The 22,666-nt window shown below is 72.1% G+C and carries 23 protein-coding genes and 1 tRNA gene; 10 read left to right on the top strand and 14 right to left on the bottom strand.

What is annotated here, in order from left to right:
* Window positions 1-27: 27 nt before the first annotated feature.
* The gene (locus ACP4IX_RS04860; protein WP_426518506.1) at window positions 28-669 is read right to left on the bottom strand and encodes a TetR/AcrR family transcriptional regulator; all 642 of its coding nucleotides are present in this window, start codon (window positions 667-669) and stop codon (window positions 28-30) included.
* A gap of 89 nt (window positions 670-758) precedes the next feature.
* Here ACP4IX_RS04860 and ACP4IX_RS04855 point away from each other — a divergent pair, with 89 nt between their 5' ends.
* From ACP4IX_RS04855 to ACP4IX_RS04845, 3 genes are all read left to right on the top strand, one after another.
* Entirely contained in the window at window positions 759-1,910 is a 1,152-nt protein-coding gene (locus ACP4IX_RS04855; RefSeq protein WP_426554827.1) for an acyl-CoA dehydrogenase family protein, read from the top strand.
* Window positions 1,911-2,019: 109 nt separating this feature from the next.
* Window positions 2,020-2,310, top strand: a complete 291-nt coding sequence (locus ACP4IX_RS04850; RefSeq protein WP_426518510.1) for a YiaA/YiaB family inner membrane protein — start codon at window positions 2,020-2,022, stop codon at window positions 2,308-2,310.
* A gap of 85 nt (window positions 2,311-2,395) precedes the next feature.
* Window positions 2,396-3,040 carry a TetR family transcriptional regulator gene (locus tag ACP4IX_RS04845; RefSeq protein ID WP_426518512.1) on the top strand — a complete coding sequence of 215 codons (645 nt, stop codon included), beginning with the start codon at window positions 2,396-2,398 and terminating at the stop codon, window positions 3,038-3,040.
* Here ACP4IX_RS04845 and ACP4IX_RS04840 read toward each other — a convergent pair.
* Window positions 3,031-3,492, bottom strand: a complete 462-nt coding sequence (locus ACP4IX_RS04840) for a MaoC family dehydratase (protein WP_426554826.1) — start codon at window positions 3,490-3,492, stop codon at window positions 3,031-3,033. The genes ACP4IX_RS04845 and ACP4IX_RS04840 overlap by 10 nt on opposite strands.
* Window positions 3,493-3,637: 145 nt before the next feature.
* Between ACP4IX_RS04840 and soxR the strand changes: the two genes are divergently transcribed.
* Window positions 3,638-4,186, top strand: coding sequence for a redox-sensitive transcriptional activator SoxR (soxR, locus tag ACP4IX_RS04835; protein ID WP_426518516.1), 549 nt, complete (start codon window positions 3,638-3,640; stop codon window positions 4,184-4,186).
* A gap of 122 nt (window positions 4,187-4,308) precedes the next feature.
* Window positions 4,309-7,725 (top strand): hypothetical protein, encoded by a 3,417-nt coding sequence (locus ACP4IX_RS04830; protein WP_426554825.1) that lies wholly within the window; start codon window positions 4,309-4,311, stop codon window positions 7,723-7,725.
* 157 nt (window positions 7,726-7,882) lie between these two features.
* Here the strand turns inward: ACP4IX_RS04830 and ACP4IX_RS04825 are convergent, their stop codons facing one another.
* Both ACP4IX_RS04825 and ACP4IX_RS04820 read right to left on the bottom strand, forming a co-directional pair.
* On the bottom strand, window positions 7,883-8,488 hold the full coding sequence (locus tag ACP4IX_RS04825) for a hypothetical protein (protein ID WP_426554824.1): 606 nt from the start codon (window positions 8,486-8,488) through the stop codon (window positions 7,883-7,885).
* A 680-nt stretch (window positions 8,489-9,168) separates the two neighbouring features.
* Window positions 9,169-10,425, bottom strand: coding sequence for an exo-beta-N-acetylmuramidase NamZ family protein (locus tag ACP4IX_RS04820; protein ID WP_426518522.1), 1,257 nt, complete (start codon window positions 10,423-10,425; stop codon window positions 9,169-9,171).
* 175 nt (window positions 10,426-10,600) lie between these two features.
* Between ACP4IX_RS04820 and ACP4IX_RS04815 the strand changes: the two genes are divergently transcribed.
* The 3 genes from ACP4IX_RS04815 to ACP4IX_RS04805 are packed head-to-tail and all read left to right on the top strand — an operon-like array spanning window position 10,601 to window position 13,665.
* Window positions 10,601-11,371, top strand: coding sequence for an SDR family oxidoreductase (locus ACP4IX_RS04815; protein ID WP_426554823.1), 771 nt, complete (start codon window positions 10,601-10,603; stop codon window positions 11,369-11,371).
* Window positions 11,368-13,038, top strand: a complete 1,671-nt coding sequence (locus ACP4IX_RS04810; protein WP_426554822.1) for a class I adenylate-forming enzyme family protein — start codon at window positions 11,368-11,370, stop codon at window positions 13,036-13,038. The genes ACP4IX_RS04815 and ACP4IX_RS04810 overlap by 4 nt, the downstream gene beginning before the upstream one ends.
* A 33-nt stretch (window positions 13,039-13,071) precedes the next feature.
* The gene (locus ACP4IX_RS04805; RefSeq protein WP_426554821.1) at window positions 13,072-13,665 is read left to right on the top strand and encodes a TetR/AcrR family transcriptional regulator; all 594 of its coding nucleotides are present in this window, start codon (window positions 13,072-13,074) and stop codon (window positions 13,663-13,665) included.
* A gap of 37 nt (window positions 13,666-13,702) precedes the next feature.
* Here the strand turns inward: ACP4IX_RS04805 and ACP4IX_RS04800 are convergent, their stop codons facing one another.
* From ACP4IX_RS04800 to ACP4IX_RS04790, 3 genes are all read right to left on the bottom strand, one after another.
* A complete protein-coding gene (locus ACP4IX_RS04800) occupies window positions 13,703-14,917 on the bottom strand; it encodes an acyl-CoA dehydrogenase (protein WP_426554820.1) in 1,215 nt (404 codons plus the stop codon).
* 6 nt (window positions 14,918-14,923) lie between these two features.
* The gene (locus tag ACP4IX_RS04795) at window positions 14,924-15,949 is read right to left on the bottom strand and encodes a phosphotransferase family protein (protein WP_426518532.1); all 1,026 of its coding nucleotides are present in this window, start codon (window positions 15,947-15,949) and stop codon (window positions 14,924-14,926) included.
* A gap of 177 nt (window positions 15,950-16,126) precedes the next feature.
* Window positions 16,127-16,423, bottom strand: coding sequence for a hypothetical protein (locus tag ACP4IX_RS04790; RefSeq protein WP_426518534.1), 297 nt, complete (start codon window positions 16,421-16,423; stop codon window positions 16,127-16,129).
* 73 nt (window positions 16,424-16,496) lie between these two features.
* On the opposite strand from ACP4IX_RS04790, the gene ACP4IX_RS04785 reads away from it, so the two are divergent.
* Window positions 16,497-17,429: an NADP-dependent oxidoreductase gene (locus tag ACP4IX_RS04785; protein ID WP_426554819.1), complete on the top strand. Its 933-nt coding sequence runs from the start codon at window positions 16,497-16,499 to the stop codon at window positions 17,427-17,429.
* A gap of 89 nt (window positions 17,430-17,518) precedes the next feature.
* On the opposite strand, the gene ACP4IX_RS04780 is transcribed toward ACP4IX_RS04785, so the two are convergent.
* From ACP4IX_RS04780 to ACP4IX_RS04760, 5 genes are all read right to left on the bottom strand, one after another.
* The gene (locus tag ACP4IX_RS04780) at window positions 17,519-17,863 is read right to left on the bottom strand and encodes a DUF202 domain-containing protein (protein ID WP_426518890.1); all 345 of its coding nucleotides are present in this window, start codon (window positions 17,861-17,863) and stop codon (window positions 17,519-17,521) included.
* A complete protein-coding gene (locus tag ACP4IX_RS04775) occupies window positions 17,860-18,252 on the bottom strand; it encodes a YidH family protein (protein ID WP_426518538.1) in 393 nt (130 codons plus the stop codon). The genes ACP4IX_RS04780 and ACP4IX_RS04775 overlap by 4 nt, the downstream gene beginning before the upstream one ends.
* Window positions 18,253-18,344: 92 nt before the next feature.
* Window positions 18,345-18,854 carry an NUDIX hydrolase gene (locus ACP4IX_RS04770; RefSeq protein ID WP_426554818.1) on the bottom strand — a complete coding sequence of 170 codons (510 nt, stop codon included), beginning with the start codon at window positions 18,852-18,854 and terminating at the stop codon, window positions 18,345-18,347.
* A gap of 319 nt (window positions 18,855-19,173) precedes the next feature.
* Complete coding sequence (locus ACP4IX_RS04765; protein ID WP_426518542.1) at window positions 19,174-20,571, bottom strand: GntP family permease; 1,398 nt, start codon at window positions 20,569-20,571, stop codon at window positions 19,174-19,176.
* A gap of 100 nt (window positions 20,572-20,671) precedes the next feature.
* A complete protein-coding gene (locus tag ACP4IX_RS04760) occupies window positions 20,672-21,199 on the bottom strand; it encodes a gluconokinase (protein ID WP_426518544.1) in 528 nt (175 codons plus the stop codon).
* A gap of 137 nt (window positions 21,200-21,336) precedes the next feature.
* Between ACP4IX_RS04760 and ACP4IX_RS04755 the strand changes: the two genes are divergently transcribed.
* Entirely contained in the window at window positions 21,337-22,038 is a 702-nt protein-coding gene (locus tag ACP4IX_RS04755) for a FadR/GntR family transcriptional regulator (RefSeq protein ID WP_361730847.1), read from the top strand.
* Between the two features lie 39 nt (window positions 22,039-22,077).
* On the opposite strand, the gene ACP4IX_RS04750 is transcribed toward ACP4IX_RS04755, so the two are convergent.
* Window positions 22,078-22,461: a YchJ family protein gene (locus ACP4IX_RS04750; RefSeq protein ID WP_426518547.1), complete on the bottom strand. Its 384-nt coding sequence runs from the start codon at window positions 22,459-22,461 to the stop codon at window positions 22,078-22,080.
* A 76-nt stretch (window positions 22,462-22,537) separates the two neighbouring features.
* Window positions 22,538-22,625, bottom strand: a tRNA-Leu gene (locus ACP4IX_RS04745).
* Window positions 22,626-22,666 lie beyond the last annotated feature (41 nt).

Here is a 22,666-nt window from a genome sequence, read left to right as displayed (position 1 = left end):
CACCGTTCGGCGGACGCCGAAGCGTCCTCAGGTGCCCCGCGCCACCTGGGCGTACTGCTGCGCCAGCCCGTCCAGCAGCGCCGTCAGCCCGGTTTCGAAGGCCCGCTCGTCGATCTTCTCCTGCTGCTCGGCCAGGAGGTGGGCCTGCTGGAGGTGCGGGTAGTCGGCGGGGTCGTAGGCGCCGGCGTCGCCCACGAAGCCCCCGGCGAAGGAGCCGAGCGCCGAGCCCATGACGAAGTACCGCATCAGCGCGCCGATGGACGTGGCCTGGGCCGGGGGCCAGCCCGCCGCGACCATCGCGCCGTAGACGGCGTCCGCGAGGTGCAGCGCGGCCGGGCGGCGGCCGGGGCCGTGGGCCAGCACCGGGACGATGTGGGGGTGGTCGCGCAGGGCCGCCCGGTAGGAGACGGCCCAGTCGTGCAGCGCGGTCCGCCAGTCCCGGCCGTCCTCGAACATCGTCAGGTCGACCTGCGCGCTCACCGAGTCGGCGACCGCCTCCAGGATCTCGTCCTTGGTGCGGAAGTGGTTGTAGAGCGAGGGCCCGCTGACGCCCAGCTCCGCGGCGAGCCGCCGCGTGGAGACGGCCGCGAGGCCCTCCGCGTCGACCAGCGCCCGGGCCGTCTCGACGATCCGGTCGGTGCTGAGCAGGGGCTTGCGCGGTCGGGCCATGGCGCACATAGTAGGGCTGCGAACGGAAACTAGCAGTGCTAATTTAAATGTACGGCTTTCAAGATGTCTTTCCTGTGGGGTGACTCGGCATGAACCTGGAGCTCAGCGAGGAGCAGACCGCCGTGCGGCAGCTCGCCCGGGACTTCGTGGAGCGCGAGATCGCCCCGCACGTCGTCGCCTGGGACCGCGCCGAGGAGGTGGACCGGTCGATCGTGAAGAAGCTCGGCGAGGTCGGCTTCCTCGGCCTCACCGTCGACGAGGAGTACGGCGGCAGCGGCGGCGACCATCTCGCGTACTGCCTGGTCACCGAGGAACTGGGCCGCGGCGACAGCTCCGTGCGCGGGATCGTGTCGGTCTCCCTCGGCCTGGTCGCCAAGACCGTCGCCGCCTGGGGCGACGAGGAGCAGAAGCGGCGCTGGCTGCCGGGGCTCACCTCCGGCGAGTACGTCGGCTGCTTCGGTCTCACCGAGCCCGGTACGGGGTCGGACGCCGGGAACCTCACCACCCGTGCCGTCCGCGACGGCGACGACTACGTCGTCAACGGCACCAAGATGTTCATCACCAACGGCACCTGGGCCGACGTCGTGCTGCTCTTCGCCCGTTCCACGGACGCCCCCGGTCACAAGGGGGTCTCCGCCTTCCTCGTGCCCACCGACACACCCGGCCTGACCCGCCGCACCGTCCACGGCAAGCTCGGACTGCGCGGCCAGGCCACCGCCGAACTGGTCCTCGAGGACGTCCGTGTCCCCGCCTCCGCGATGCTGGCCCCCGAGGGCAAGGGCTTCTCGGTCGCCATGTCGGCCCTCGCCAAGGGGCGGATGTCGGTCGCGGCCGGCTGCGTCGGCATAGCCCAGGCGGCACTGGACGCGGCCGTGCGGTACGCGGGCGAGCGCGAGCAGTTCGGGAAGACCATCGCCCACCACCAGTTGGTGCAGGAGCTGCTCAGCGACATCGCCCTCGACGTGGACGCGGCCCGGCTGCTGACCTGGCGGGTCGCCGACCTGATCGACCGCGGGCGGCCCTTCACCGTCGAGTCCTCCAAGGCCAAGCTGTTCGCCTCGGAGGCCGCCGTCCGCGCCGCCAACAACGCCCTCCAGGTCTTCGGCGGCTACGGCTACATCGACGAGTACCCGGCCGGCAAGCTGCTGCGCGACGCCCGCGTGATGACCCTCTACGAGGGCACCAGCCAGATCCAGAAGCTGGTCATCGGACGGGCGCTGACCGGCGTCTCGGCCTTCTGAGTGCGAGACGTCCCGGCCTTCTGGGTGCGAGACGTCCCGGCCTTCTGAGTACGAGAGCTGAGTACGCCGGCGGATGTGGCGGGGGCCGCATCCGCCGACCCTTGTCCGCATGAGTGACACACCCGTCAAGCAGCAGAGCACGACGGCCTTCTACGGGCAGGCCGTGGCCTCGTTCGCGGTCGCGATGACCGCCACCGCCGTCGGCATCTACAACCTCCAGGCCGACGCCTGGGTCCGTGCCTTCCTCGCCGTCGCCGTCCTGTACCTCGTCACCTCGGCCTTCACGCTGGCCAAGATCATCCGTGACCGCCAGGAGGCCGGGCAGATCGTGAGCCGCGTCGACCAGGCCCGGCTGGACAAGCTCCTCGCCGAGCACGACCCCTTCGAGAAGCTGGGCTGACGTGCCCGCCGGGAGCCGCCCCTAAGCGCCCGCTCAGCTTCGGCGGTATGGTGGTGCCCCTGTCACCGAGAGGGGCGAACAAGCGATGAGTACGGCGGCCGAGACGACGGGCGGCGACACCGAGCCGTGGGAAGAGGTCACCCCGGACGCGGCCCGGCGGCTCCTGGTCGCCGCCGTGGAGGCCTTCGCCGAGCGCGGGTACCACGCGACCACGACCCGCGACATCGCCGGGCGGGCCGGCATGAGCCCGGCCGCGCTCTACATCCACTACAAGACCAAGGAAGAACTGCTCCACCGCATCAGCCGGATCGGCCACGACCGTGCGGTCGCCATCCTGCGGACGGCGGCCCAGGGCGAGGGCAGCGCCACCGAGCGGCTCGCCGACGCCGTGAGCTCCTTCGTACGGTGGCACGCCGGGCGCCGCACGACGGCGCGGGTGGTGCAGTACGAGCTGGACGCGCTCGGACCGGAGGCCCGCGACGAGATCCTCGCGCTGCGCCGGCAGGTCGACGCCGAGGTGCGCGGGATCATCGACGACGGTGTCGCGTCGGGCGAGTTCGACGTGCCGGACGTGAAGGGGACGACGCTCGCCGTGCTGTCGCTCTGCATCGACGTGGCCCGCTGGTTCAACGTGAACGGCCCCCGGACGCCCGACGAGGTCGGCGCGCTCTACGCCGACCTCGTGCTGCGGATGGTGGGAGCCGCACCGCCCGGCGAGGCTCAGAGGTAGTAGCGGGAGACCGACTCGGCGACGCACACGGGCTTGTCGCCGCCCTCGCGCTCCACGGTGAAGGCGACGGTCACCTGGATCCCTCCCTGGACGTCCTCGACGCCGGTGATCGTCGCCGTGGCGCGCAGTCGCGAGCCGACCGGGACGGGGGAGGGGAAGCGGACCTTGTTGGTGCCGTAGTTGACGCCCATCTTCACGCCCTCGACCCGGATGAGCTGCGGCCCGAAGAGCGGGAGCAGCGACAGGGTCAGATAACCGTGGGCGATGGTGGTGCCGAACGGGCCCGCGGCGGCCTTCTCCGGGTCCACGTGGATCCACTGGTGGTCGCCGGTCGCCTCCGCGAACAGGTCGATCCGCTTCTGGTCGACGTCCAGCCAGTCGGTGTACCCCAACCGCTCGCCCACCGCCGCCTTCACGTCGTCGGCGGATGTGAAGATCCTCGGCTCTGCCATGTCCCGGCCTCTCTGCTCGCTCGTCCTGCTCGCTCGACCTGTTCGCCCTCAAAGCTAAGCGACTGCTTAGCATGGTCGCCCGGGCGGCCCGTGTCAACGGACCGGAGGCATCCGTGCGGGTGACCGGGTCGGTAGGGTTCGAGGAGTGCCTCAGATTCCCGAGAAGATCCACGAGCTCACGGTCGGCCAGCTCGCCGCGCGCAGCGGCGCCGCCGTCTCCGCCCTGCACTTCTACGAGTCCAAGGGCCTGATCCACAGTCGCCGCACGTCCGGCAACCAGCGCCGCTTCAGCCGTGACGCGCTGCGCCGGGTCGCCTTCGTGCGCGCCGCGCAGCGCGTCGGCATCCCGCTCGCCACGATCCGCGAAGCACTCGCCGAGCTGCCGGAGGGGCGCACCCCCACCGAGGACGACTGGGCCCGGCTCTCGGCGTCCTGGCGTTCCGAACTGGACGAGCGGATCAAGCAGTTGAACCGATTGCGCGACCACCTCACCGACTGCATCGGCTGCGGCTGCCTCTCCCTGGACACCTGTGTCCTGTCCAACCCCGACGACGTCTTCGGCGAACGCGGCGCCGGCTCCCGCCTGCTGGTGGAACGGGCCACGGGGGCCGGTGCCACCCCCGCGGCCCGGCGCACGGGAGCCGCCCGGGAGCCGGACGCGGACGCCCGGTGCTGCGACCGCCCGACGGGCTGACCGGGCCGCGCGGGCTGGGGCGGGTTCTTTTGAACAGATTCAAATTCCTTCGCCGTCCTTGATCGCGAGCCGGTAGGATCCGGTCACCCGCCATGGGCATGGCAGGGCAAGGGGAGGATCCAGTGAAACGTCACGGCTTGGTGCGGGGGGCGTTCGCCACCGCTATGGGCGTCGCTCTGACCGTGGGCGGTCTGATGCCGCAGGCGTCGAGTGCCGCGGCCGGCGAACCGGTGCCCGGCGAGGTGGTGGTTCCGGCCGCACCCCGTCCCAACACGGTGCCCGCGAGGACCTACCTGTCCGCGCAGTCACGCGATTTCCGGGCGGATTCCGCCGGTGCCGAGGGCGTCTTCTACGCGCAGGACGGGAAGGTCGCCCACGTCCGGTACGCGGACGGCCGCAGCACACCGGTTTCGTTGCCCACCGAGTCCGGGACGACCGTCCGCGGCACCGGCGCCGACACCCTGGCCTTCCTGCGCGACGGGGAGGTCGAACTCCGCGGCGCGGACGGGAGTTCACGCCGTGTGACGGTCCCCGAGGGGCTGAAGACGGCCGCGGTCTTCGGCTCCGCCGTGGTCGCCTACGAGCCGGTCACCCAGCCGGACGGGAGGGTGACGGCGGAGTCGATGCACCTGCTGTCGCCCCGGCCGGACGGGACGACCCGGGATCTTCCCCTGTCCGACCCCGCCGGCCACCCCCTGGGGGTGTTCGGCGGTGACGGGTCGGGCCTCGTCGTGGCGGCGAAGGCCCAGGACGGGCAGCGGCGCTTCGGCATCGCCTCGACGGAGACGGGTCGGGTCGAGGCCGTGACCCCGCCGATCCCCGAAACCTTTTCCCGGGTGAAGCTCTCGCCCGAATACCTGGCGGCCTACAGTCCGGACGGCGAGAATCACAAGATCCTCCTGTTCCTGCGGAGTGACCTCTCGGCTCCGTACATCGAGGTCACGCTGAACGACCTCGTCTACCCCGGCAATGCCCACCACGACTTCGCCGTCGTGGGCGACTGGCTGGCCTACGTGAACGGCAGCCGCCTCCAGGCGGTGCCGATCACCGGCGGCCCCGTCGTCACCCTGCTCAGCCGGATCCGGGGCGGAGTTGCCGCCGGACCGGACGGCACGGCAGCGATCGTCGGCGGCAGTGACGCCATTGACTGGGGAGTCAGGCGCATCACGGCCGACGCCACGGGCGAACCGGTGCCGACCTTGGTGAAGCGGCTGCCGAGACCGGCGCGCATCCAGGGTCTGGCGCTCGCCCAGGGACAGCTGTCCGTGGTCGACGACAGCGCTGCCGGGATTTACGCGTCCGTCCGGTCCGTCAGTACCTCCGGCACGCCGACCTACGGCGATCGCTCCTGGCTGACCAACAGCCGGCTGGCCGACTGCGCCGCCACCGACATCGCCTGCGCGGAGTACCGGGCTCTCGGGGACGGGCGGTTCGTGCGCCAGCAAGGCAGCCGATACGTGATCCGCAGCCGGGAAGCCGATGACAACAACTACTTCGACCTCGGCGCCGGCCGCCTCGTGGACGTCAACGGTGACTACCTCGTCCACGCCTCCGCCGACGCCACGGGCGAGCAGCAGGTGTACTCGCTCCGGAGGTGGCATGTCATCGGGAAGCGGCCGGCCGGCGCGGCCGCCCTGTGGGGTTCCTGGCTGTGGAAGCCGGGGGCGGAGAACGGCCGCGTCACGGCCGAGGACCTGGCGACCGGCAAGCAGGTCCAGTCGGTGGACACCGGCGCCCCGTGCGTGCCCCGGGAGCTGCAGGCCGTGGGCCGCTGGCTGTACTGGAGCTGCGGCGCGGACGGACCGGCCGGCGTCTACGACCGTACGGCGAAGACCTCACTGCCGGTCCCGGCGGGGGAGGCCCTGCTCGGCGACGGCTGCGTGGTCACCCACGACGCGGCGGCCGGACAGCTGGTCCTCACGGGCGCCGACAGTGCCCACCCCGTCAGCCGCGTCATCGGTTCCCTGCCCGACACCGGTGTTTCGCAGCGTCACATCCGCTGGAGCGTGGACCGCTTCGGTGGCCACGTGGCCTACGCCGACGCCGACGAGCGCGTCCACATCGTCCCGACGGGCATCGACGCCCAGCCCCTGTCGGTTCTGAGCCGGAACGCCGGCGACCACGTCGAGGCGAGCGAGAACGGCTGGGAGACGCTGCGCGTCCTGTTCAGCAAGCCCGTCGGCGGGTGGTCCCTCACTGCGCGGCACGCCACCACCGGCAAGGTCTCCGTGCTGGACTCCGGCACGGAGGCCCGCGGCCGGGTGGCGCTCTCCTGGACCGGCCGTGACAAGGCCGGGAACCTGATGCCCAACGGGCAGTACACCTGGACCTTGGACGCCCCGCCCGCCGACGGCGTCGGCCCGGCGGTCCGGCAGACCGGCAGCGTCGTCCTGACCCACGGCCTGTCCACGGCCACCTCCAGGTTCCGGGTGCACGAGCCGCTGCGGGCCATGGACACGCGCACCGGAACCGGCGTCCGCAAGGGCAAGGTCGGCACCGGAGGCACGGTGACTTTCCGGATACCCGAGCGCGACGGCCTCCTCCCGGCCGACCAGGTGACCGCGGTGGCCATGAACGTGACCGCCACCAACCCGACGGCGTCGACGTACATCTCGGTCTATCCGGCCGGCACCGCCCGCAGCAGCGCGTCGAACCTCAATGTGCCCGCCGGTGCGACCGTGCCCAACACGGTGGTCGTCCCCGTCAAGGACGGGAAGGTCACCTTCTACAACCACGCCGGGAGCGTCGACCTCATCGCCGACATCTCCGGTTACTACACCGAGGCGGACGGTTCCCTCTACGAGCCCCTGCGTCCCACCCGTCTGCTGGACACCCGCAGCGGCCTCGGCGCGCGGAAGGCCAAGGTGCAGGAGCACACCACGGTGCCCCTCACCGTCTCCGGCCGCGGCGGGGTGCCCACCACGGACGTGACGGCGGTCGTGCTGAACGTGACGGCGACCGACCCCACCACCTCGACCGTCGTGTCCGTCGTCCCGTCCGAGGGCGTGGTGGACTGGCGGGGGCCGTCGAACCTGAACATGACGTCGGGCCAGACCGTGTCGAACCTCGTCGTCGCCCCCGTGCGCGACGGTGAGATCTACCTGTACAACCACTCGGGCTCGGTCGATCTCATCGCCGATGTCGCCGGCTACTACACCTCCTCGAACCTCGGCTCCCTCTACCAGCCGCTGGCCCCGACCCGTGCCATGGACACCCGGTACGGCACCGGCGTCGCCAAGGGCAAGGTCGGATCCGGCGACACGGTGACCCTTCAGGTCGCCGGCCGGGACGGCGTCCCCGCCACGGGTGTGACGGCGGTCGTGCTGAACGTGACGGCGACCAACGCGACCTCGTCCACGTTCCTCTCGGTCTACCCCTCGGGAACGGCCCGCACCAGCGCGTCCACCATGAACCCGACGGCGGGACGGACCGTGGCCGGCCTCGTCGTGGTCCCGGTGGCCGACGGCAAGGTCACCTTCTACAACCACGCGGGCACGGTCGACCTGATCGCCGACGTGCAGGGCTTCTACGCCACGTAGGGGCGGCTCGCCGGGGGTCGCCGCACAGCATGCCTCGCGCGTCCTGAGCGACGACCCCCGGCGCCGGGCCGCACGGCCACCGGTTCGCACCGTCGCCGGGCCGCACGGCCGTCGGGCCGCACGGCGGCGGGCGCGCGCTCCCGCCGCCGGACCGGCCCTACGCCGACATGAGCAGCGGCCGTCCGAGTCTGGCGGCCGCCAGTGCCTCGGGGGTGAGGACGGGGCGCGGGACCAGGATGCCGCAGTCCGCGCAGACCGGGCCCGTGGAAGGCTCGTGGTCGAGGTCGTACTTCCAGACCAGGTGACCCCCGTCGCAGACCGGGCACAGCGCCCCCGGCTCACGCTCCAGCGCGGAGATCAGCCGGCGCAGCACCTCCGCCAGCGGCCCGTCCGGATGGATCCCGGGATCGTCGCACCAGGCGACGCCGAAACCGCCCCAGGTCAGCCGGTGCCAGTCGTCCACGCTGCCCGGCCTGCGCAGCCCGTCGTGCTTCTCCTTCCTGCGCCGCTCGGCGAACCCGGCCTCGTAGGCCAGCCAGACCGAACGCGCCTCCTCCAGCTCCTCCAGCGCGGCCACGAGCCGCGCCGGGTCGGGAGAGCGGTCCTCGAGGCCGAACCCGGCCCGGGAGCACAGATGGTCCCAGGTCGCCCTGTGCCCGTAAGGAGCGAACCGCTCAAGGCACTTGCGCAGTGAATAGCGCCGTAGCGCCAGGTCGCACCGCGGATCGCGGACCTGTCTCGCCAGACTCCGGAAACCGGCCATCGCCCTGCACCTCCGTCACACCTGCACCTGTACTTCGGTCACTTCGGCGTCTTCGTACGGACGTCGCCGAATAGACGTATCGACACGCGATTCGGCTCCATCCGATTTCCGATGCCCCTCATAAGCCGAACCACCGCTCCAAAAGTGACGCGTGTTCATCGTCGGACTCGGGTACCGGCGGTCATGCCCGGCCCGTCCCAGGCGGCGGGAGCCGCCGTGCCACGGCGCACCCCGCGCAACGCCCTCGACAGACTGAGAACTCCCCGCGGCGTCCACGGGTTCCTGAAGGGCGCGTCCGTATGTGTCCGCGTCACCGGCTTTTTGTCGCCGCTTTCCCCCGCCGATGGCTGCCGGAACGGGCCTCACCTCGGAGAAAGCCGCAGAGACGACTGCCGTGAGGGCAACCGGAAAATCCGCGGAACGATCACCGGAAAGCTCACCGGAACGGTGGCCAAGGACCGCTGCGGCGGCCGGTGTTGCGACATCCTGCCGCCCGGTCGGAACGGCCGAGCCGTCCTCTCCACGAAGTCGGTCTGCGAGAACCGGGGGGACGCTGTGGCGGGCCTGTCGGGGTGGCAGGACCGGCGGCATCGAGCACGGCGGCGTCGGCCGGCGGAACCGGCCGGCCTGCCTGCGGGTCGTGGAGTACGCGTCCCGCCGGTGACCGGCCGGCGCCCGGGTCAGCGGTAGAGCAGGTACGGGCGGCGCGTCCTTCGGAACGCCGCCAGTTCGCTCTCCCAGCCGCCCACCACCTCGTCGGTGTCCGCACCCGCGTCGATCATCGTGCGCACCTGTGCGGAGCCGGTGAGCTTGTCGATCCAGTTGTCCGGCCGCCAGGCGAAGCCGTCCCAGGTCCGCTTCGCGGTCACCAGGAGGGCGATCCCGGTGCGGACCGGATCGAAGGCGGCCCGGTCGTGCACGTGCAGCTGTACGCCCCCGACGGTCTTCCCCTGGAACTTGGAGAAGGTGGGCGTGAAGTACGCCTCCCGGAAGCGCACGCCGGGCAGGTCGAGGGCGTTCGCGGCGGCGGCCCAGCTCCCGTCGACGCCCTCGGCCCCGATCAGCTCGAAGGGGCGGGTGGTGCCGCGTCCCTCCGACAGGTTCGTGCCCTCGAACAGGCACGTGCCCGAGTAGACGAGGGCGCACTCCGGCGTCGGCATGTTGGGGCTCGGCGGCACCCAGGGCAGCCCGGAGGCGTCGTGGAACTCCGAGCGCCTCCAGCCGGTCATCGTCACGGTCTCCAGGGGTACCGGCGAGGTCAGGAACTCGCCGTTGAAGAGCCGTGCCAGCTCGGCGACGGTCATGCCGTGCGCCTGCGCGACGGGTTTGCGGCCGACGAAGGTCGCGAACTCCTCGTGCAGGACCGGGCCGAGGGCCGCCCGTCCGGTCACCGGGTTCGGCCGGTCCAGGACCACGAACCGCTTGCCCGCGAGCCGGGCCGCCTCCATGCAGTCGAACAGCGTCCAGATGTACGTGTAGAAACGCGCGCCGACGTCCTGGATGTCGAAGACGACGGTGTCCACGCCGGACGCCGTGAAGACGTCCGCGAGCGGCTGCCCGCTCTTCAGGTACGTGTCGTAGACCGGCAGTCCGGTCGCGGGGTCGTCGTAGCGGCCCTCGGAGCCGCCCGCCTGCGCGGTGCCGCGGAAGCCGTGCTCGGGACCGAAGACGGCGGTCAGCTCGACGCGGTCGTCGGCGTGCATGACGTCCACGATGTGGCGTACGTCCCGGGTGACGCCGGTCGGGTTGGTGACGAGGCCGGCCTTCTGCCCGTCGAGCAGGGCGTAGCCGTCGTCGGCGAGGCGCTCGAAGCCGGTGCGGAGCCGGCGGCCGCCGTGGCCCCCGGGCGCCGCCTGCGCCGTGCCGGTCGCGACGGCCGTGGTGGTGGCCGCCACCGCGGCCGTGGTGGCGAGCAGGGTCCGTCTGGACAGCGTCATGCGGTGACCTCCGTGATCGCGGCGGGTGTCATGCGCACGCACGCTAACCCGCGCCCCCTGCCGCGCGGAACGAGCCGGACCCCGGTTCACCTCTTCCGTCGTACATACCGACTGGTTAGTCTGGCGTTGCAGCAGGCCCACGCACGTGGCGTCGCAGCCGTGTCGAAGGAGACCGATGGTGGAAGCCGTGCAGGATGCCGGAGTCGTCGTCACCGGGGCGGGAGGCGGCATCGGCGCCGCGCTGGCCCGCCGCTTCGCCGCCGAGGGGGCCCGGGTCGTCGTCAACGACCTGGACGCCGACCGGGCGAAGGCCGTCGCCGACGAGATCGGCGCCGTCGCGGTCCCGGGCGACGCCTCCGCGATCGTGGCCGAGGCGCGCGAGGCGCTGGGCGGCACGGTCGACGTGTACTGCGCCAACGCGGGTGTCGGCTCGGGCGGTTCGGAGGCGGCCGAGGAGACCGTCTGGGCGCTCGCCTGGGACGTCAACGTCATGGCACACGTGCGGGCGGCCCACGAGCTGATCCCCGACTGGCTGGAGCGCGGCAGCGGCCGCTTCGTCTCCACCGTCTCGGCCGCCGGACTCCTCACCATGATCGGAGCCGCGCCCTACAGCGTCACCAAGCACGGTGCGTACGCCTTCGCCGAGTGGCTGTCCCTCACGTACCGCCACCGCGGGATCAGGGTCCACGCCATCTGCCCGCAGGGCGTGCGCACCGACATGCTCACCGCGAGCGGCAGCGCGGGCGAACTGGTGCTCACGCCGACCGCCATCGAACCCGCGGACGTGGCGGACGCCCTCTTCAAGGGCATCGAGGAGGACCGCTTCCTGGTCCTGCCGCACCCCGAGGTCGCCGCGTACTACCAGGCCCGTGCCGCAGAGCCCGACCGCTGGCTGCGCGGCATGAACCGGCTCCAGCGGCAGTGGGAGGAGGCGGCGGCCCGGTGACCGGCTCCCGTTACGCGGCCAGGCCCTGGCTGGACCTGCTGACCGACGTCCAGAAGGCCCCGCTCGACCCGGAGGCCTCCCTGGTGCACGCCCTGCGCCGGGCCGCAGCCGCAGCCCCCGACCGGATCTTCCTCGCCTACTTCGACGGCCGCCTCACCTACCGCGAGGTGGACGAGCTGAGCGACTCCGTCGCCGGGCACCTCGCCGCGCGCGGCCTGGAGCGCGGCGAACGGGTCGCGGTCCTGCTGCAGAACTCCCCGCACTTCGTGCTCGCCGTCCTCGGCGCCTGGAAGGCGGGCGCGGTCGTCGTGCCCGTCAACCCCATGTACAAGTCGGGGGAGATCGGGCACGTCCTGCGGGACGGCGAGGTGGCCGCGCTGATCTGCTCCGACCGGGCCTGGGAGTCGTACGTGCGCGAGACGGCGGGCGGCACGCCCGTACGGATCGTCCTCACCGGGTGCGAGCTGGACTTCCAGACCCGCACGGACACACGGGTGCTGAGCTTCGAGCGGCTGCCGGGCGCCACCGACGCCGACGACCTCGCCCGGGCCGCCCGCGCCGGGCACAAGGCACCCGAGGGCCGCGACCCGGGACCGCACGACATCGCGCTCATCAGCTACACCTCGGGCACCAGCGGCACCCCCAAGGGCGCCACCAACACGCACCGCAACATCATGTACAACGCCGAACGGCAGCGCACCGGTCTCGGCCTGCCCGAGGCGCCCGTCTACTTCGCGCTGGCGCCGCTGTTCCACATCACCGGCATGGTCTGCGAGTTCGGGGCCTGCCTGAACAGCACGGGCACGCTCGTCCTGGCGTACCGCTTCGAGGCGGGCGTCGTGCTGGACGCGTTCGCCGAGCACCGGCCGCACTACACCGTCGGCCCGTCCACCGCCTTCATGGCGCTGGCCGCCCACCCGTCCGTCACCCGCGGGCACTTCGCCTCCTTCGCGAACATCTCCTCCGGGGGCGCCCCGCTGCCGCCCGCCCTGGTGGAGAAGTTCCGCGCGGGCTTCGGGTCGTACATCCGCAACGGCTACGGGCTCACCGAGTGCACGGCGCCGTGCGCCTCGGTCCCGCCGCACCTGGAGGCGCCCGTCGACCCGGTCTCCGGAACCCTCGCCGTCGGCCTGCCCGGCCCCGAGAGCATCGTCCGGGTCGTCGACGAGCAGGGCGCGGAGGTGCCCTTCGGGGAACAGGGCGAGATCGTCGTGAGCGGTCCGCAGGTCGTCCCCGGCTACTGGCGGCGCCCCGACGCCACCGCCGAGGCCTTCCCCGGCGGCGAGCTGCGCACCGGCGACATCGGCTTCATGGACGCCCAGGGGTGGCTCTACGTCGTCGACCGCAAGAAGGACATGATCAACGCCTCCGGGTTCAAGGTCTGGCCGCGCGAGGTCGAGGACGTCCTCTACACCCACCCGGCGGTGCGCGAGGCCGCCGTCGTCGGCGTGCCCGACGGGTACCGCGGGGAGACCGTCAAGGCGTACATCAGCCTCCGTCCGGGTGCCGAGGCGGCCCCGGACGCACTCGCCGCGTACTGCGAGGAGAGACTGGCCGCGTACAAGTATCCGCGCCAGGTGGAGATCCTGCCCGACCTGCCGAAGACGGCGAGTGGGAAGATCCTCCGTCGGGAACTGCGTTCCCGTACGCGACAGGACGAACAGTGAACGGACACTGAAACGGAAAGGCAGGTGACGGCAGTGCCCAGGACCACGGACGGGGACGGCACTCCGGTGCCGCAGCGGCTCCTGGCCGCCGCCACCCGGCTCTTCGCGGAGCGGGGCTACGACCGCACCTCGGTACAGGAGATCGTGGAGGCGGCCGGCGTCACCAAGGGAGCGCTGTACCACTACTTCGGCTCCAAGGACGACCTGCTCCACGAGGTGTACGCGCGCGTGCTGCGCCTCCAGCAGGAGCGCCTGGACGCCTTCGCGGAATCCGACGAGCCGGTCGAGAAGCGGGTGCGGGAGGCGGCGGCCGACGTCGTCGTCACGACCATCGACAACCTCGACGACGCGTCGATCTTCTTCCGCTCCATGCACCAGCTGAGCCCGGAGAAGAACAAGCAGGTGCGCGCGGAGCGCCGGCGCTACCACGAACGCTTCCGCGCGCTCATCGAGGAGGGCCAGCAGGCCGGCGTCTTCACCAAGGAGTCCCCGGCCGACCTGGTGGTGGACTACCACTTCGGCTCCGTCCACCACCTCTCCACCTGGTACCGCCCCGACGGTCCGCTCGGCCCCCAGGAGGTCGCCGACCACCTGGCCGACCTGCTGCTGCGGGCACTGCGCCCGTGAGGTGACGGCCCCCCGGCTCCGGGGGGCGCCGCCTCGCTCAGAGGTACTTCTTGATCTCCCGGCGTGCCAGCGAGCGCTGGTGGACCTCGTCCGGGCCGTCGGCGATCATCAGCGTCCGGGCGCCGGCGTAGAGCTCGGCCAGCGGGAAGTCCTGGCTCACGCCGCCCGCGCCGTGCAGCTGGATCGCCCGGTCGATGATGTCGACCACCGCGCGGGGCGTGGCGATCTTGATGGCCTGGATCTCGGTGTGGGCGCCCTTGTTGCCGACGGTGTCCATCAGCCAGGCGGTCTTCAGCACCAGCAGCCGCAGCTGCTCGACGGTGACCCGCGCGTCCGCGATCCAGTTGTGGACGACGCCCTGCTGGGCCAGCGCCTTGCCGAAGGCCTCGCGGGACACCGCCCGACGGCACATCAGCTCGATCGCCCGCTCGGCCATGCCGATCAGCCGCATGCAGTGGTGGATACGGCCCGGACCGAGGCGGGCCTGGGCGATCGCGAAGCCGCCGCCCTCCTCGCCGATCAGGTTCGACACCGGCACGCGCGCGTGGTCGAAGGTCACCTCGGCGTGGCCGCCGTGGTAGTGGTCCTCGTAGCCGAAGACCTGCATCGCGCGGTCGACGGTGACACCGGGCGTGTCGCGGGGGACCAGCACCATGGACTGCTGGCGGCGGATGTCCGCGCCGTCCGGGTCGGTCTTGCCCATCACGATGAAGATCCTGCAGTCCGGGTTCATCGCCCCGGAGATGTACCACTTGCGGCCGGTGATGACGTACTCGTCGCCGTCGCGCTCGATGTGCGTGGTGATGTTCGTGGCGTCGGAGGAGGCCACGTCCGGCTCGGTCATGGCGAACGCCGAGCGGATCTCACCGGCTAGCAGCGGCTCGAGCCACTGCTTCTTCTGCTCCTCGTCGGCGAACTGGGCCAGCACCTCCATGTTCCCGGTGTCGGGCGCCGCGCAGTTCGTCGCCGTCGGCGCCAGCTGCGGGCTGCGGCCGGTGATCTCGGCGAGCGGGGCGTACTGGAGGTTGGTGAGGCCGGCGCCGTGCTCGGCGTCGGGCAGGAAGAGGTTCCACAGGCCCTGGCGGCGGGCCTCGGCCTTCAGGTCCTCCACGACCTGCGGCGTGTCCCAGGGGGAGGCGAGGCGGGCGCGCTGCTCGTGGGCGACCTGCTCGGCCGGATGGACGTACTCGTCCATGAAGGCGAGCAGCTTGGCGCGGAGTTCCTCGGTGCGTGCGTCGAACGCGAAGTCCATGGCGGGTCAGCCCTCCTGAAGGGTGGTCAGGCCGTGCTCGATGAAGACGGGGACGAGATCGCCGATGCGGTCGAAGCCGCGGCCGACCGTCTGGCCCAGCGTGTAGCGGTAGTGGATGCCCTCCAGGATCACGGCGAGCTTGAACCAGGCGAACGCCGTGTACCACGCGACGGCGGACACGTCGCGCCCCGAGCGCGCGGCGTACCGCTCGACCAGCTCGGCGGGGGCGGGGTGGCCGGTGGCCTGCGCCGTGGTGGAGACGGGCGAGTCGGGCATACCGAGCGGCATGCTGTACATCACCAGCAGGCCCAGGTCGGTGAGGGGGTCGCCGAGGGTGGACATCTCCCAGTCGAGGACGGCCCTGATCTCGTCGTCGGCGCCGCCGATCAGGACGTTGTCGAGGCGGTAGTCGCCGTGCACGACGGTCGCGGCGGGGGAGCGGGGCAGCTCCCGGCCGAGCGTGGCGTGCAGCTCGTCGATGCCGGCCAGGTCGCGGTTGCGGGAGGCGTCCAGCTGCTTGGCCCAGCGCCGCAGCTGTCGGTCCAGGAAACCCTCGGGGCGGCCGAAGTCCGCGAGATTCACCTCGGCGGGGTCCACGGCGTGCAGGTCGACGAGCGTGTCGACCAGGCCCAGTACGGCGGCCCGGGTGCGCTCGGGGCCGAGCGGGGCGAGCTGTCCGGCGGTGCGGTAGGGGGTGCCCTCGACGAACTCCATGACGTAGAAGGGCGAGCCGATGACCTCCTCGTCCTCGCAGAGGAGGACGGGGCGCGGCACCGGCACGTTCGTCGGGTGCAGCGCACTGATGACGCGGTGCTCGCGCTTCATGTCGTGCGCGGTGGCCAGGACGTGGCCGAGCGGGGGCCGCCGTACGACCCAGCGGGCGGTACCGTCCGAGACCGCGTAGGTGAGGTTCGACCGTCCGCCCTCGATCAGCCGGCCGGACAGCGGGCCGGTCACCAGCCCGGGCCGCTCGCGGTCGAGCAGGCCGCGCAACCGGTCGAGATCGAGTCCGGGCGGGTGGTCGGGGCTCATCGTCGCTCCTACGGGCAGGCGAACAGTACCCGAGTCATGATGCCGACCAGTCGGTATGCCGTCCAGTGGGGGAGCGGAACGTGATCGGCGCCACGACGTGCCGACAGCTCCCGGCGCGAGGGCGCGGGAGCTGCGGGAGCTGTCGGGGCGGGGGCGGCGGAGCGGCGTGCCCGCGGGTCAGTGGTCGTCCCAGTGGCCGTCGTGCGCGGCGTGCCGGTGGCCGTCGTGGAGGTAGTCGACGTGGTCGCCGTGGCGCACCCGCGCGTGCCCGCAGCCCTCGCCGTGCCGGTGGTCGTGGCTCTCGTGCGCGGTGTGCCCGGAGGGCTCGCACTCGTCCCAGTGGCCGCCGTGCTCGCGGTGCAGGTGCCCGTCGTGCGCGTAGTCGACATGGTCGCCGTGCGGCACCCGGACGTGGCCGCAGTCGGGGCCGTGCGCGTGGTCGTGGGCGGTGTGTTCCAGGTGGAGAGTCGTCATGGCGCTCACCTTAACGGTGTGAATCCGGACATTCGGCTTGCGTCACCTCCGGGTACCCCGGAGGGTCGGAGCCATGAAGGCGATCAGTTACGCACGGTACGGCGGCCCCGAGGTGCTGGAGTACGCAGACGTCCCCGATCCACGCGTCGGCCCCGACTCGGTGCTCGTGAGGGTGCGGGCCGCCGCCGTCAATCCCGTCGACTGGAAGTGCCGTGACGGCCACCTCGACGCGATCCTCCAGCCCGTCTTCCCCGTGATCCCGGGATGGGACGTCTCGGGGGTCGTGGTGCGGCCCGGGGCCGCCGTCACGGAGTTCGCCGTCGGGGACGAGGTGATCGGCTACGTCCGCGAGGACTTCCTCTCCCGGGGGACCTTCGCCGAGTACGTGGCGGCGCCCGTGCGCACCCTCGCGCGCAAACCCCGCGATCTCTCCCACGAGGAGGCCGCCGGGCTGCCGCTGACCGGGCTGACCGCGTACCAGGTGCTGGTGAAGGCGCTGCAGGTGAAACGGGGCGAGACCGTCCTCGTGCACGCCGCCGCGGGCGGGGTCGGCTCGATCGCCGTGCAACTGGGGAGGCACCTGGGGGCACGGGTCATCGGGACGGCGAGTGAGGGCAACCACGACTTCGTGCGAGGACTGGGCGGGGAGCCGGTGGCGTACGGGGAGGGGCTGGCCGAGCGGGTGCGAGGCCTGGCGCCCGAGGGCGTGGACGCGGTGTTCGACACGGTCGGCGGCGAAGCGCTGAGGGTATCGGCGAACCTGCTGGCCACCGCCGGCCGCCTGGTGTCGATCACCGACACGGACGTCGTCGACTACGGCGGGCGGTACTGTTTCGTACGCCCCGACGCCGAGGACCTGTCGCGGCTGGCCGAGCTGGCGGAGCAGGGGGTCGTGACCGTGCACGTGTCGGAGACGTTCCCCCTGGAACGGGCGGCGGACGCGCACCGGCGGAACCAGGAGGGGCGGACGCGGGGGAAGATCGTGGTGACGGTGGACCGGGAGTAGCGGCGGGTCCCGGCCCCTAACGGGTCCCGGTCCTTGGCGGGTCCTGGTCCTTGGCGGGTCCCGCGGCCCACCCAGCGGGTCCCGGTCCCCTAGAGGACGAGGAACCCGCCGCACACCGCCAGCGCCACCGTGCACAGGGCCGCGGCCGTGGCGTACGGCGGGGTCAGGGCGCGGGGCCGGTCCGCCGAGGCGAGGGTGCGGATACGGGCGTGGGCGATGGCCAGGAAGGCCAGCCAGAGGGCGCAGCACAGGGCGGCGGCGACGACCGAGGCGGGCGTCGCGCCGCCGTGCAGCGCGGTCTTCCCGGCGAGCACGGCGACGACCGTGCCGGACAGCGTCGTACGGCGCCAGGCGAGCCGGGTGCGCTCGGGCTGGAGCCCGGGGTCGCGCTCCGGGCCGGCCGGTGCGGCGTCCGCGTCGGCGCCCACGCTCAGCCCTCCCAGCCGACGAGCACCACGACGACCATCGCGACGGCGACCACGGCGACGACCAGGCTGAGCAGGGCGGGGAAGCGTGAGACGGGGAGGTCCTCGCCGCGGCGCATGGCCCGTTCGCAGCGCACCCAGTGGTTCACGGCACGCAGCGAGCACAGGGCGCCCGAAGCGAGCAGCGCGAGCGCCAGCCCCACCCGCCAGCCCCAGCGCAGGTCGGGCAGGAACTGGTCCACCGCGAACCCGCCGCCGACCAGGGCGAGAGCGGTGCGCAACCAGGCCAGGAAGGTGCGTTCGTTCGCCAGCGAGAACCGGTAGTCGGGGGTGCCGCCCTCCCGCCGGATCTCTTCGGGCGCCAACCAGAGCCGGGCGTTCCGCACGAATTCGATCACTTGGGGACCTTACCGGGTGAGGGCGGCACGCCTACGGCGGCCCGTGCGGGTGCCCGAACACCCCCGGCGGCGGGACAGACCTCCCTCCCGCCTCACTCCCGCCCGGCACGCAGCCGCGCGTACGCCGACAACCCGTCCGGCACCCACTCCCACTCCCCGAGCCGCCGCTCCAGCTCCGCCTCCTCGAGGAACCCGTGCCAGGCCACCTCCTCCGTCTGCGGGGCGACCGGTCCCTCGCAGCGGACCTCGTACACCGCCGACCACCAGGTCCGCCCGGCGCCGTCGTCGTACAGGAACGTGAAGAGGTGCTCCGGGCGCGGCAGCCCCGTCACCCCCAGTTCCTCCTCCGCCTCCCGCAGCGCCGCGTCGTCGTAGGACTCGCCCGCGCCCACCACCCCGCCGACGAACATGTCGTACAGGGAGGGGAACACCAGCTTCGTCGCCGTACGGCGGTGGACGAAGACGCGTCCCCGGGCGTCCCGGACCCACACGAAGACGCAGCGGTGGCGCAGCCCCCGGGCGTACGCGTCACCCCGCCGGGCCTGCCCGACGACGCGGTCGTTCTCGTCGACGATGTCGAGGATCTCGTCAGCAGCGCTCATGCCGTCCATCCAAGCAGCGGCCGCCCGGTTCCGGGCCGCTGCGGGGCCCGTGCACGTCCCTTCCCGCCCGTTGCCCCGCGACATCGCCGGACACGGGCCCGGCGGGACGCTGCCCGGCACCGCCGCCGCGAGCCCGCCCGCCTCCCGCACCGGTTCCCGGCGTCGGTCCGCAGCCGGTCGCCGAGGGGCCCGGCCCCGGCAGGCGATGCCCGCGAGCGGCCGGGAACGACGACGGGGAGGCGCGGCCGCATGTGGCCGCGCCTCCCCGTCGGCCGCGGTCGGCCGCGCCTCCCCGTGGGCGGCACGGTGCGGCGTGCGGCTATATGACCAGGGAGAGGAGCAGGACCAGGGCGCCCGCGACCACCGAGATGATCGTCTCCATGACGGACCAGGTCTTGATGGTCTGGCCGACGTCCAGGCCGAAGTACTCCTTCACCAGCCAGAAGCCGGCGTCGTTGACGTGGCTGAAGAACAGCGAGCCGGCGCCGATGGCCAGGACCAGCAGGGCCGCGTGCGTCGTCGACATGTCGGCCGCCAGCGGCGCGACCAGACCGGCCGCCGAGACGGTCGCCACGGTCGCCGAACCGGTCGCCAGCCGGATCGCCACCGCGATCAGCCAGGCCAGCAGCAGCGCCGGGATCGACCAGTCCTCGGAGATCTCCAGGATCATCTGGCCCACGCCGGAGTCGATCAGCGTCTGCTTGAAGCCGCCGCCCGCGCCGACGATCAGGAGGATGCCCGCGATGGGCGCGAGGCCCTTCTCGACCAGGCCGGAGAGGCGGTCCTTGCCGAACCCGGCCGGACGCAGCAGCGTGAAGATGCCGACGATCACGGAGGCGAGCAGGGCGATCAGCGGGTTGCCGATCACGTCGAAGGTGCGCTGCACCACGTTCTCCGGGTCGTCGACGATGATGTCGACGAGCGCCTTGGCCAGCATCAGCACGACCGGCAGCAGGATCGTGGCCAGGGTGGCGCCGAAGCCGGGGCGCTTCTCCAGCTCCTCGGAGGCGCGCTGCGGGATCATGCGGTCGGGGGCCGGGACGTCCACCCAGCGGGCCGCGTACTTCGAGAACAGCGGGCCGGCGATGATCACCGTCGGGACGGCGATCAGGACACCCAGCGCGAGCGTCACACCGAGGTTGGCGTCGACCGCGTCGATCGCGACCAGGGGGCCGGGGTGCGGCGGGACCAGACCGTGCATCACGGACAGGCCGGCCAGCGCCGGGATGCCGATGCGCATCAGGGAGTAGTTGCCGCGCTTGGCGACCATCAGGACGACCGGGATCAGCAGGACGATGCCGACCTCGAAGAACAGCGGCAGTCCGATGACGGAGGCGATCAGCACCATCGTCCACGGCATCGAACGCGGGCTCGCCTTGGCGAGGATGGTGTCCACGATCTGGTCGGCGCCGCCGGAGTCGGCGAGCATCTTGCCGAGGATCGCACCGAGGGCGATCAGGACGCCGACGCCCGCGACGGTGGAGCCGAGTCCGCTGGTGAAGCTGGTGATGACCTTGTCCAGCGGCGCTCCGGCGAACGCGCCGAGAGCCAGTGACCCGATGGTCAGCGACAGGAAGGCATGCAGCTTGAACTTGGTGATGAGCAGGACGATGACGGCGATGCCCAGGAGCACGGCGATGCCCAACTGGGCATGGCCGGCCGAGGTGATCGGCTCGGCGGTGTCCGCTGCCAGCATCTCGACGCTGAGTCTGGTCACGGTGGATCCCTTGCGGTGATGGGGGGTTGGGGGGAGGACGGGGCCGTGTCCGCGGGTGGCGGGCGGCCCCGGGGGAGGGTGTGGGGGTGGCTGCGGGGGGCTACCCGATCGGCTCGGGGAGGTCCTTCAGGGCGTTCGCGGCCCGTTCGGTGATCTCCTCCGGCGTGCCGGCGACGTCCACCGCGACTCCCGCCTCGTCCGGCTCCAGCGGCTGGAGCGTGGCGAACTGGGAGTCGAGCAGGGCCGTCGGCATGAAGTGCCCCTGCCGGTGCGACATCCGGTCCTCGATCAGCTCGCGGCTGCCCGAGAGGTGCACGAAGACGACACCGGGAGCGGCGGCCCGCAACCGGTCGCGGTACGACCGCTTCAGCGCCGAACTGCTCACCACCCCGCCGAGCCCCGCCCGCCCGTGCGCCCAGCCGCCGATGGCGTCCAGCCAGGGCCAGCGGTCCTCGTCGGTGAGCGGGGTGCCGGCCGTCATCTTGGCGATGTTGGCCGGCGGGTGGAAGTCGTCGCCCTCGGCGTAGGGAACGCCGAGCCGGGCCGCGAGCAGGGGGCCGATGGTGGTCTTCCCGGTGCCCGCTACGCCCATGACCACGACGACGTGGGGGGTATGCAGTTGCTGCATCGCACTCTCGCTGTCTGCTGTCTTCGTCGACACGTGATGTCGACGTAACTGAAACCCATTAGGTACGACGAATTCAAGAGTCTGTGACATATAAGTCTGACTTTTTGTTCCCGTAACGCGCCCCGTACGCTGAGTGCATGAGCACACCGGGTCGAGGGCTGCACGGCCGCGTACTGGACACCCTCGGCCCCGCGATCACGGCGGGCGAGTACCCTGCGGGCAGCGTTCTGCGCACGGACGAGCTGGCACAGCGTTTCGAGGTGTCGCGCTCCGTGATGCGGGAGGCGGTCCGGGTGCTGGAGTCCATGCACCTGGTCGAGTCGCGCCGCCGGGTGGGCGTGACCGTCCTGCCCGAGTGCGAGTGGAACGTCTACGACCCGCAGGTCATCCGCTGGCGCCTGGCCGGCGCCGAACGCCCGCGGCAGCTGCGCTCCCTGACCGTGCTGCGGTCGGCCGTCGAGCCGGTGGCGGCGGGCCTGGCGGCGCGGCTGGCCACGCCCGAGCAGTGCGCCGAGCTGACCGAGTGCGCGCTCGGCATGGTCGCCAACTCCAGCGGCCACCAGCTGGAGCAGTACCTCTTCCACGACGTGGCCTTCCACCGCGTCATCCTGACCGCCTCCGGCAACGAGATGTTCGCCCGCCTCGGCGGCGTCGTCGCCGAGGTCCTGGCCGGCCGCACCCATCACGACGTGATGTTCGAGGACCCCGACCCGGCCGCCGTCACCCTGCACGTCCAGGTCGCCGAGGCGGTCCGCGCGCGGGACGCCGAGCGCGCCGAGCGGCTGACCCGGGAGATCACGGTGGGGGCGCTGCAGGAGCTGGACATCCTGGCGCCCTGAAACCCGTGAGCGGGTCGGTCGATGAACCCCGTGAGCGCGTCAGTCGAGGAACTCCCCGTCGACGTACGTCCACGCCCCGTCCACCCGCTCGAACCGGCTCCGTTCGTGCAGCGACCCTCCGCGGTAGGACGCCCGGAACGTCACGGTCCCGGTGGAGTGGAAGGCGGACCCGCCGGTCGCGGCCAGGATCTCGAGGCCGGTCCACCGCGTCCCCGGGTCGAGGTCGAGACGCCCGGGGCGTGTCCGGGGATGCCACGTGCGCGCCAGGTACCCGGCGTCCTGCCGTACGAAGGCGGTGTAGCGCGAGCGCATCAGGGACTCGGCGGTCGGTGCGGCGGCGACTCCCGTGTGGAAGCGGCCGCAGCAGTCCTCGTACGCCTTGGGGAGCCCGCACGGGCAGGAACGAGTTGGCATGGCGGCCATTCTGCCCGGTCGGCACCGAGCCTCGGCGGACACACTGAAGGCCCCTTGATGATCAAGGGGCCTTCAGTGATCTCGCTGGTGTCCGAGGGGGGACTTGAACCCCCACGCCCGATAAAGGGCACTAGCACCTCAAGCTAGCGCGTCTGCCATTCCGCCACCCGGACAAGGTGTCTGTCGTGCGGGTTCTCCCCGCGGCGACGACGTA

Source organism: Streptomyces sp. WG5 (assembly GCF_049974565.1).
GTDB lineage: Bacteria > Actinomycetota > Actinomycetes > Streptomycetales > Streptomycetaceae > Streptomyces.
This window is presented reverse-complemented; position numbering and strand designations above follow the sequence as displayed.

Bases quoted from the DNA above. Each gene is read 5' to 3' on its own strand.
- ACP4IX_RS04795 (WP_426518532.1), bottom strand. From the start codon at position 15,949: ATGAGCCCCGACCACCCGCCCGGACTCGATCTCGACCGGTTGCGCGGC.
- ACP4IX_RS04760 (WP_426518544.1), bottom strand. From the start codon at position 21,199: ATGCAGCAACTGCATACCCCCCACGTCGTCGTGGTCATGGGCGTAGCG.
- ACP4IX_RS04770 (WP_426554818.1), bottom strand. From the start codon at position 18,854: ATGAGCGCTGCTGACGAGATCCTCGACATCGTCGACGAGAACGACCGC.
- ACP4IX_RS04845 (WP_426518512.1), top strand. From the start codon at position 2,396: ATGAGTACGGCGGCCGAGACGACGGGCGGCGACACCGAGCCGTGGGAA.
- ACP4IX_RS04755 (WP_361730847.1), top strand. From the start codon at position 21,337: ATGAGCACACCGGGTCGAGGGCTGCACGGCCGCGTACTGGACACCCTC.
- ACP4IX_RS04815 (WP_426554823.1), top strand. From the start codon at position 10,601: ATGGTGGAAGCCGTGCAGGATGCCGGAGTCGTCGTCACCGGGGCGGGA.
- ACP4IX_RS04800 (WP_426554820.1), bottom strand. From the start codon at position 14,917: ATGGACTTCGCGTTCGACGCACGCACCGAGGAACTCCGCGCCAAGCTG.
- ACP4IX_RS04750 (WP_426518547.1), bottom strand. From the start codon at position 22,461: ATGGCCGCCATGCCAACTCGTTCCTGCCCGTGCGGGCTCCCCAAGGCG.
- ACP4IX_RS04785 (WP_426554819.1), top strand. From the start codon at position 16,497: ATGAAGGCGATCAGTTACGCACGGTACGGCGGCCCCGAGGTGCTGGAG.
- ACP4IX_RS04825 (WP_426554824.1), bottom strand. From the start codon at position 8,488: ATGGCCGGTTTCCGGAGTCTGGCGAGACAGGTCCGCGATCCGCGGTGC.
- ACP4IX_RS04840 (WP_426554826.1), bottom strand. From the start codon at position 3,492: ATGGCAGAGCCGAGGATCTTCACATCCGCCGACGACGTGAAGGCGGCG.
- ACP4IX_RS04850 (WP_426518510.1), top strand. From the start codon at position 2,020: ATGAGTGACACACCCGTCAAGCAGCAGAGCACGACGGCCTTCTACGGG.
- ACP4IX_RS04860 (WP_426518506.1), bottom strand. From the start codon at position 669: ATGGCCCGACCGCGCAAGCCCCTGCTCAGCACCGACCGGATCGTCGAG.
- ACP4IX_RS04855 (WP_426554827.1), top strand. From the start codon at position 759: ATGAACCTGGAGCTCAGCGAGGAGCAGACCGCCGTGCGGCAGCTCGCC.
- ACP4IX_RS04820 (WP_426518522.1), bottom strand. From the start codon at position 10,425: ATGACGCTGTCCAGACGGACCCTGCTCGCCACCACGGCCGCGGTGGCG.
- ACP4IX_RS04790 (WP_426518534.1), bottom strand. From the start codon at position 16,423: ATGACGACTCTCCACCTGGAACACACCGCCCACGACCACGCGCACGGC.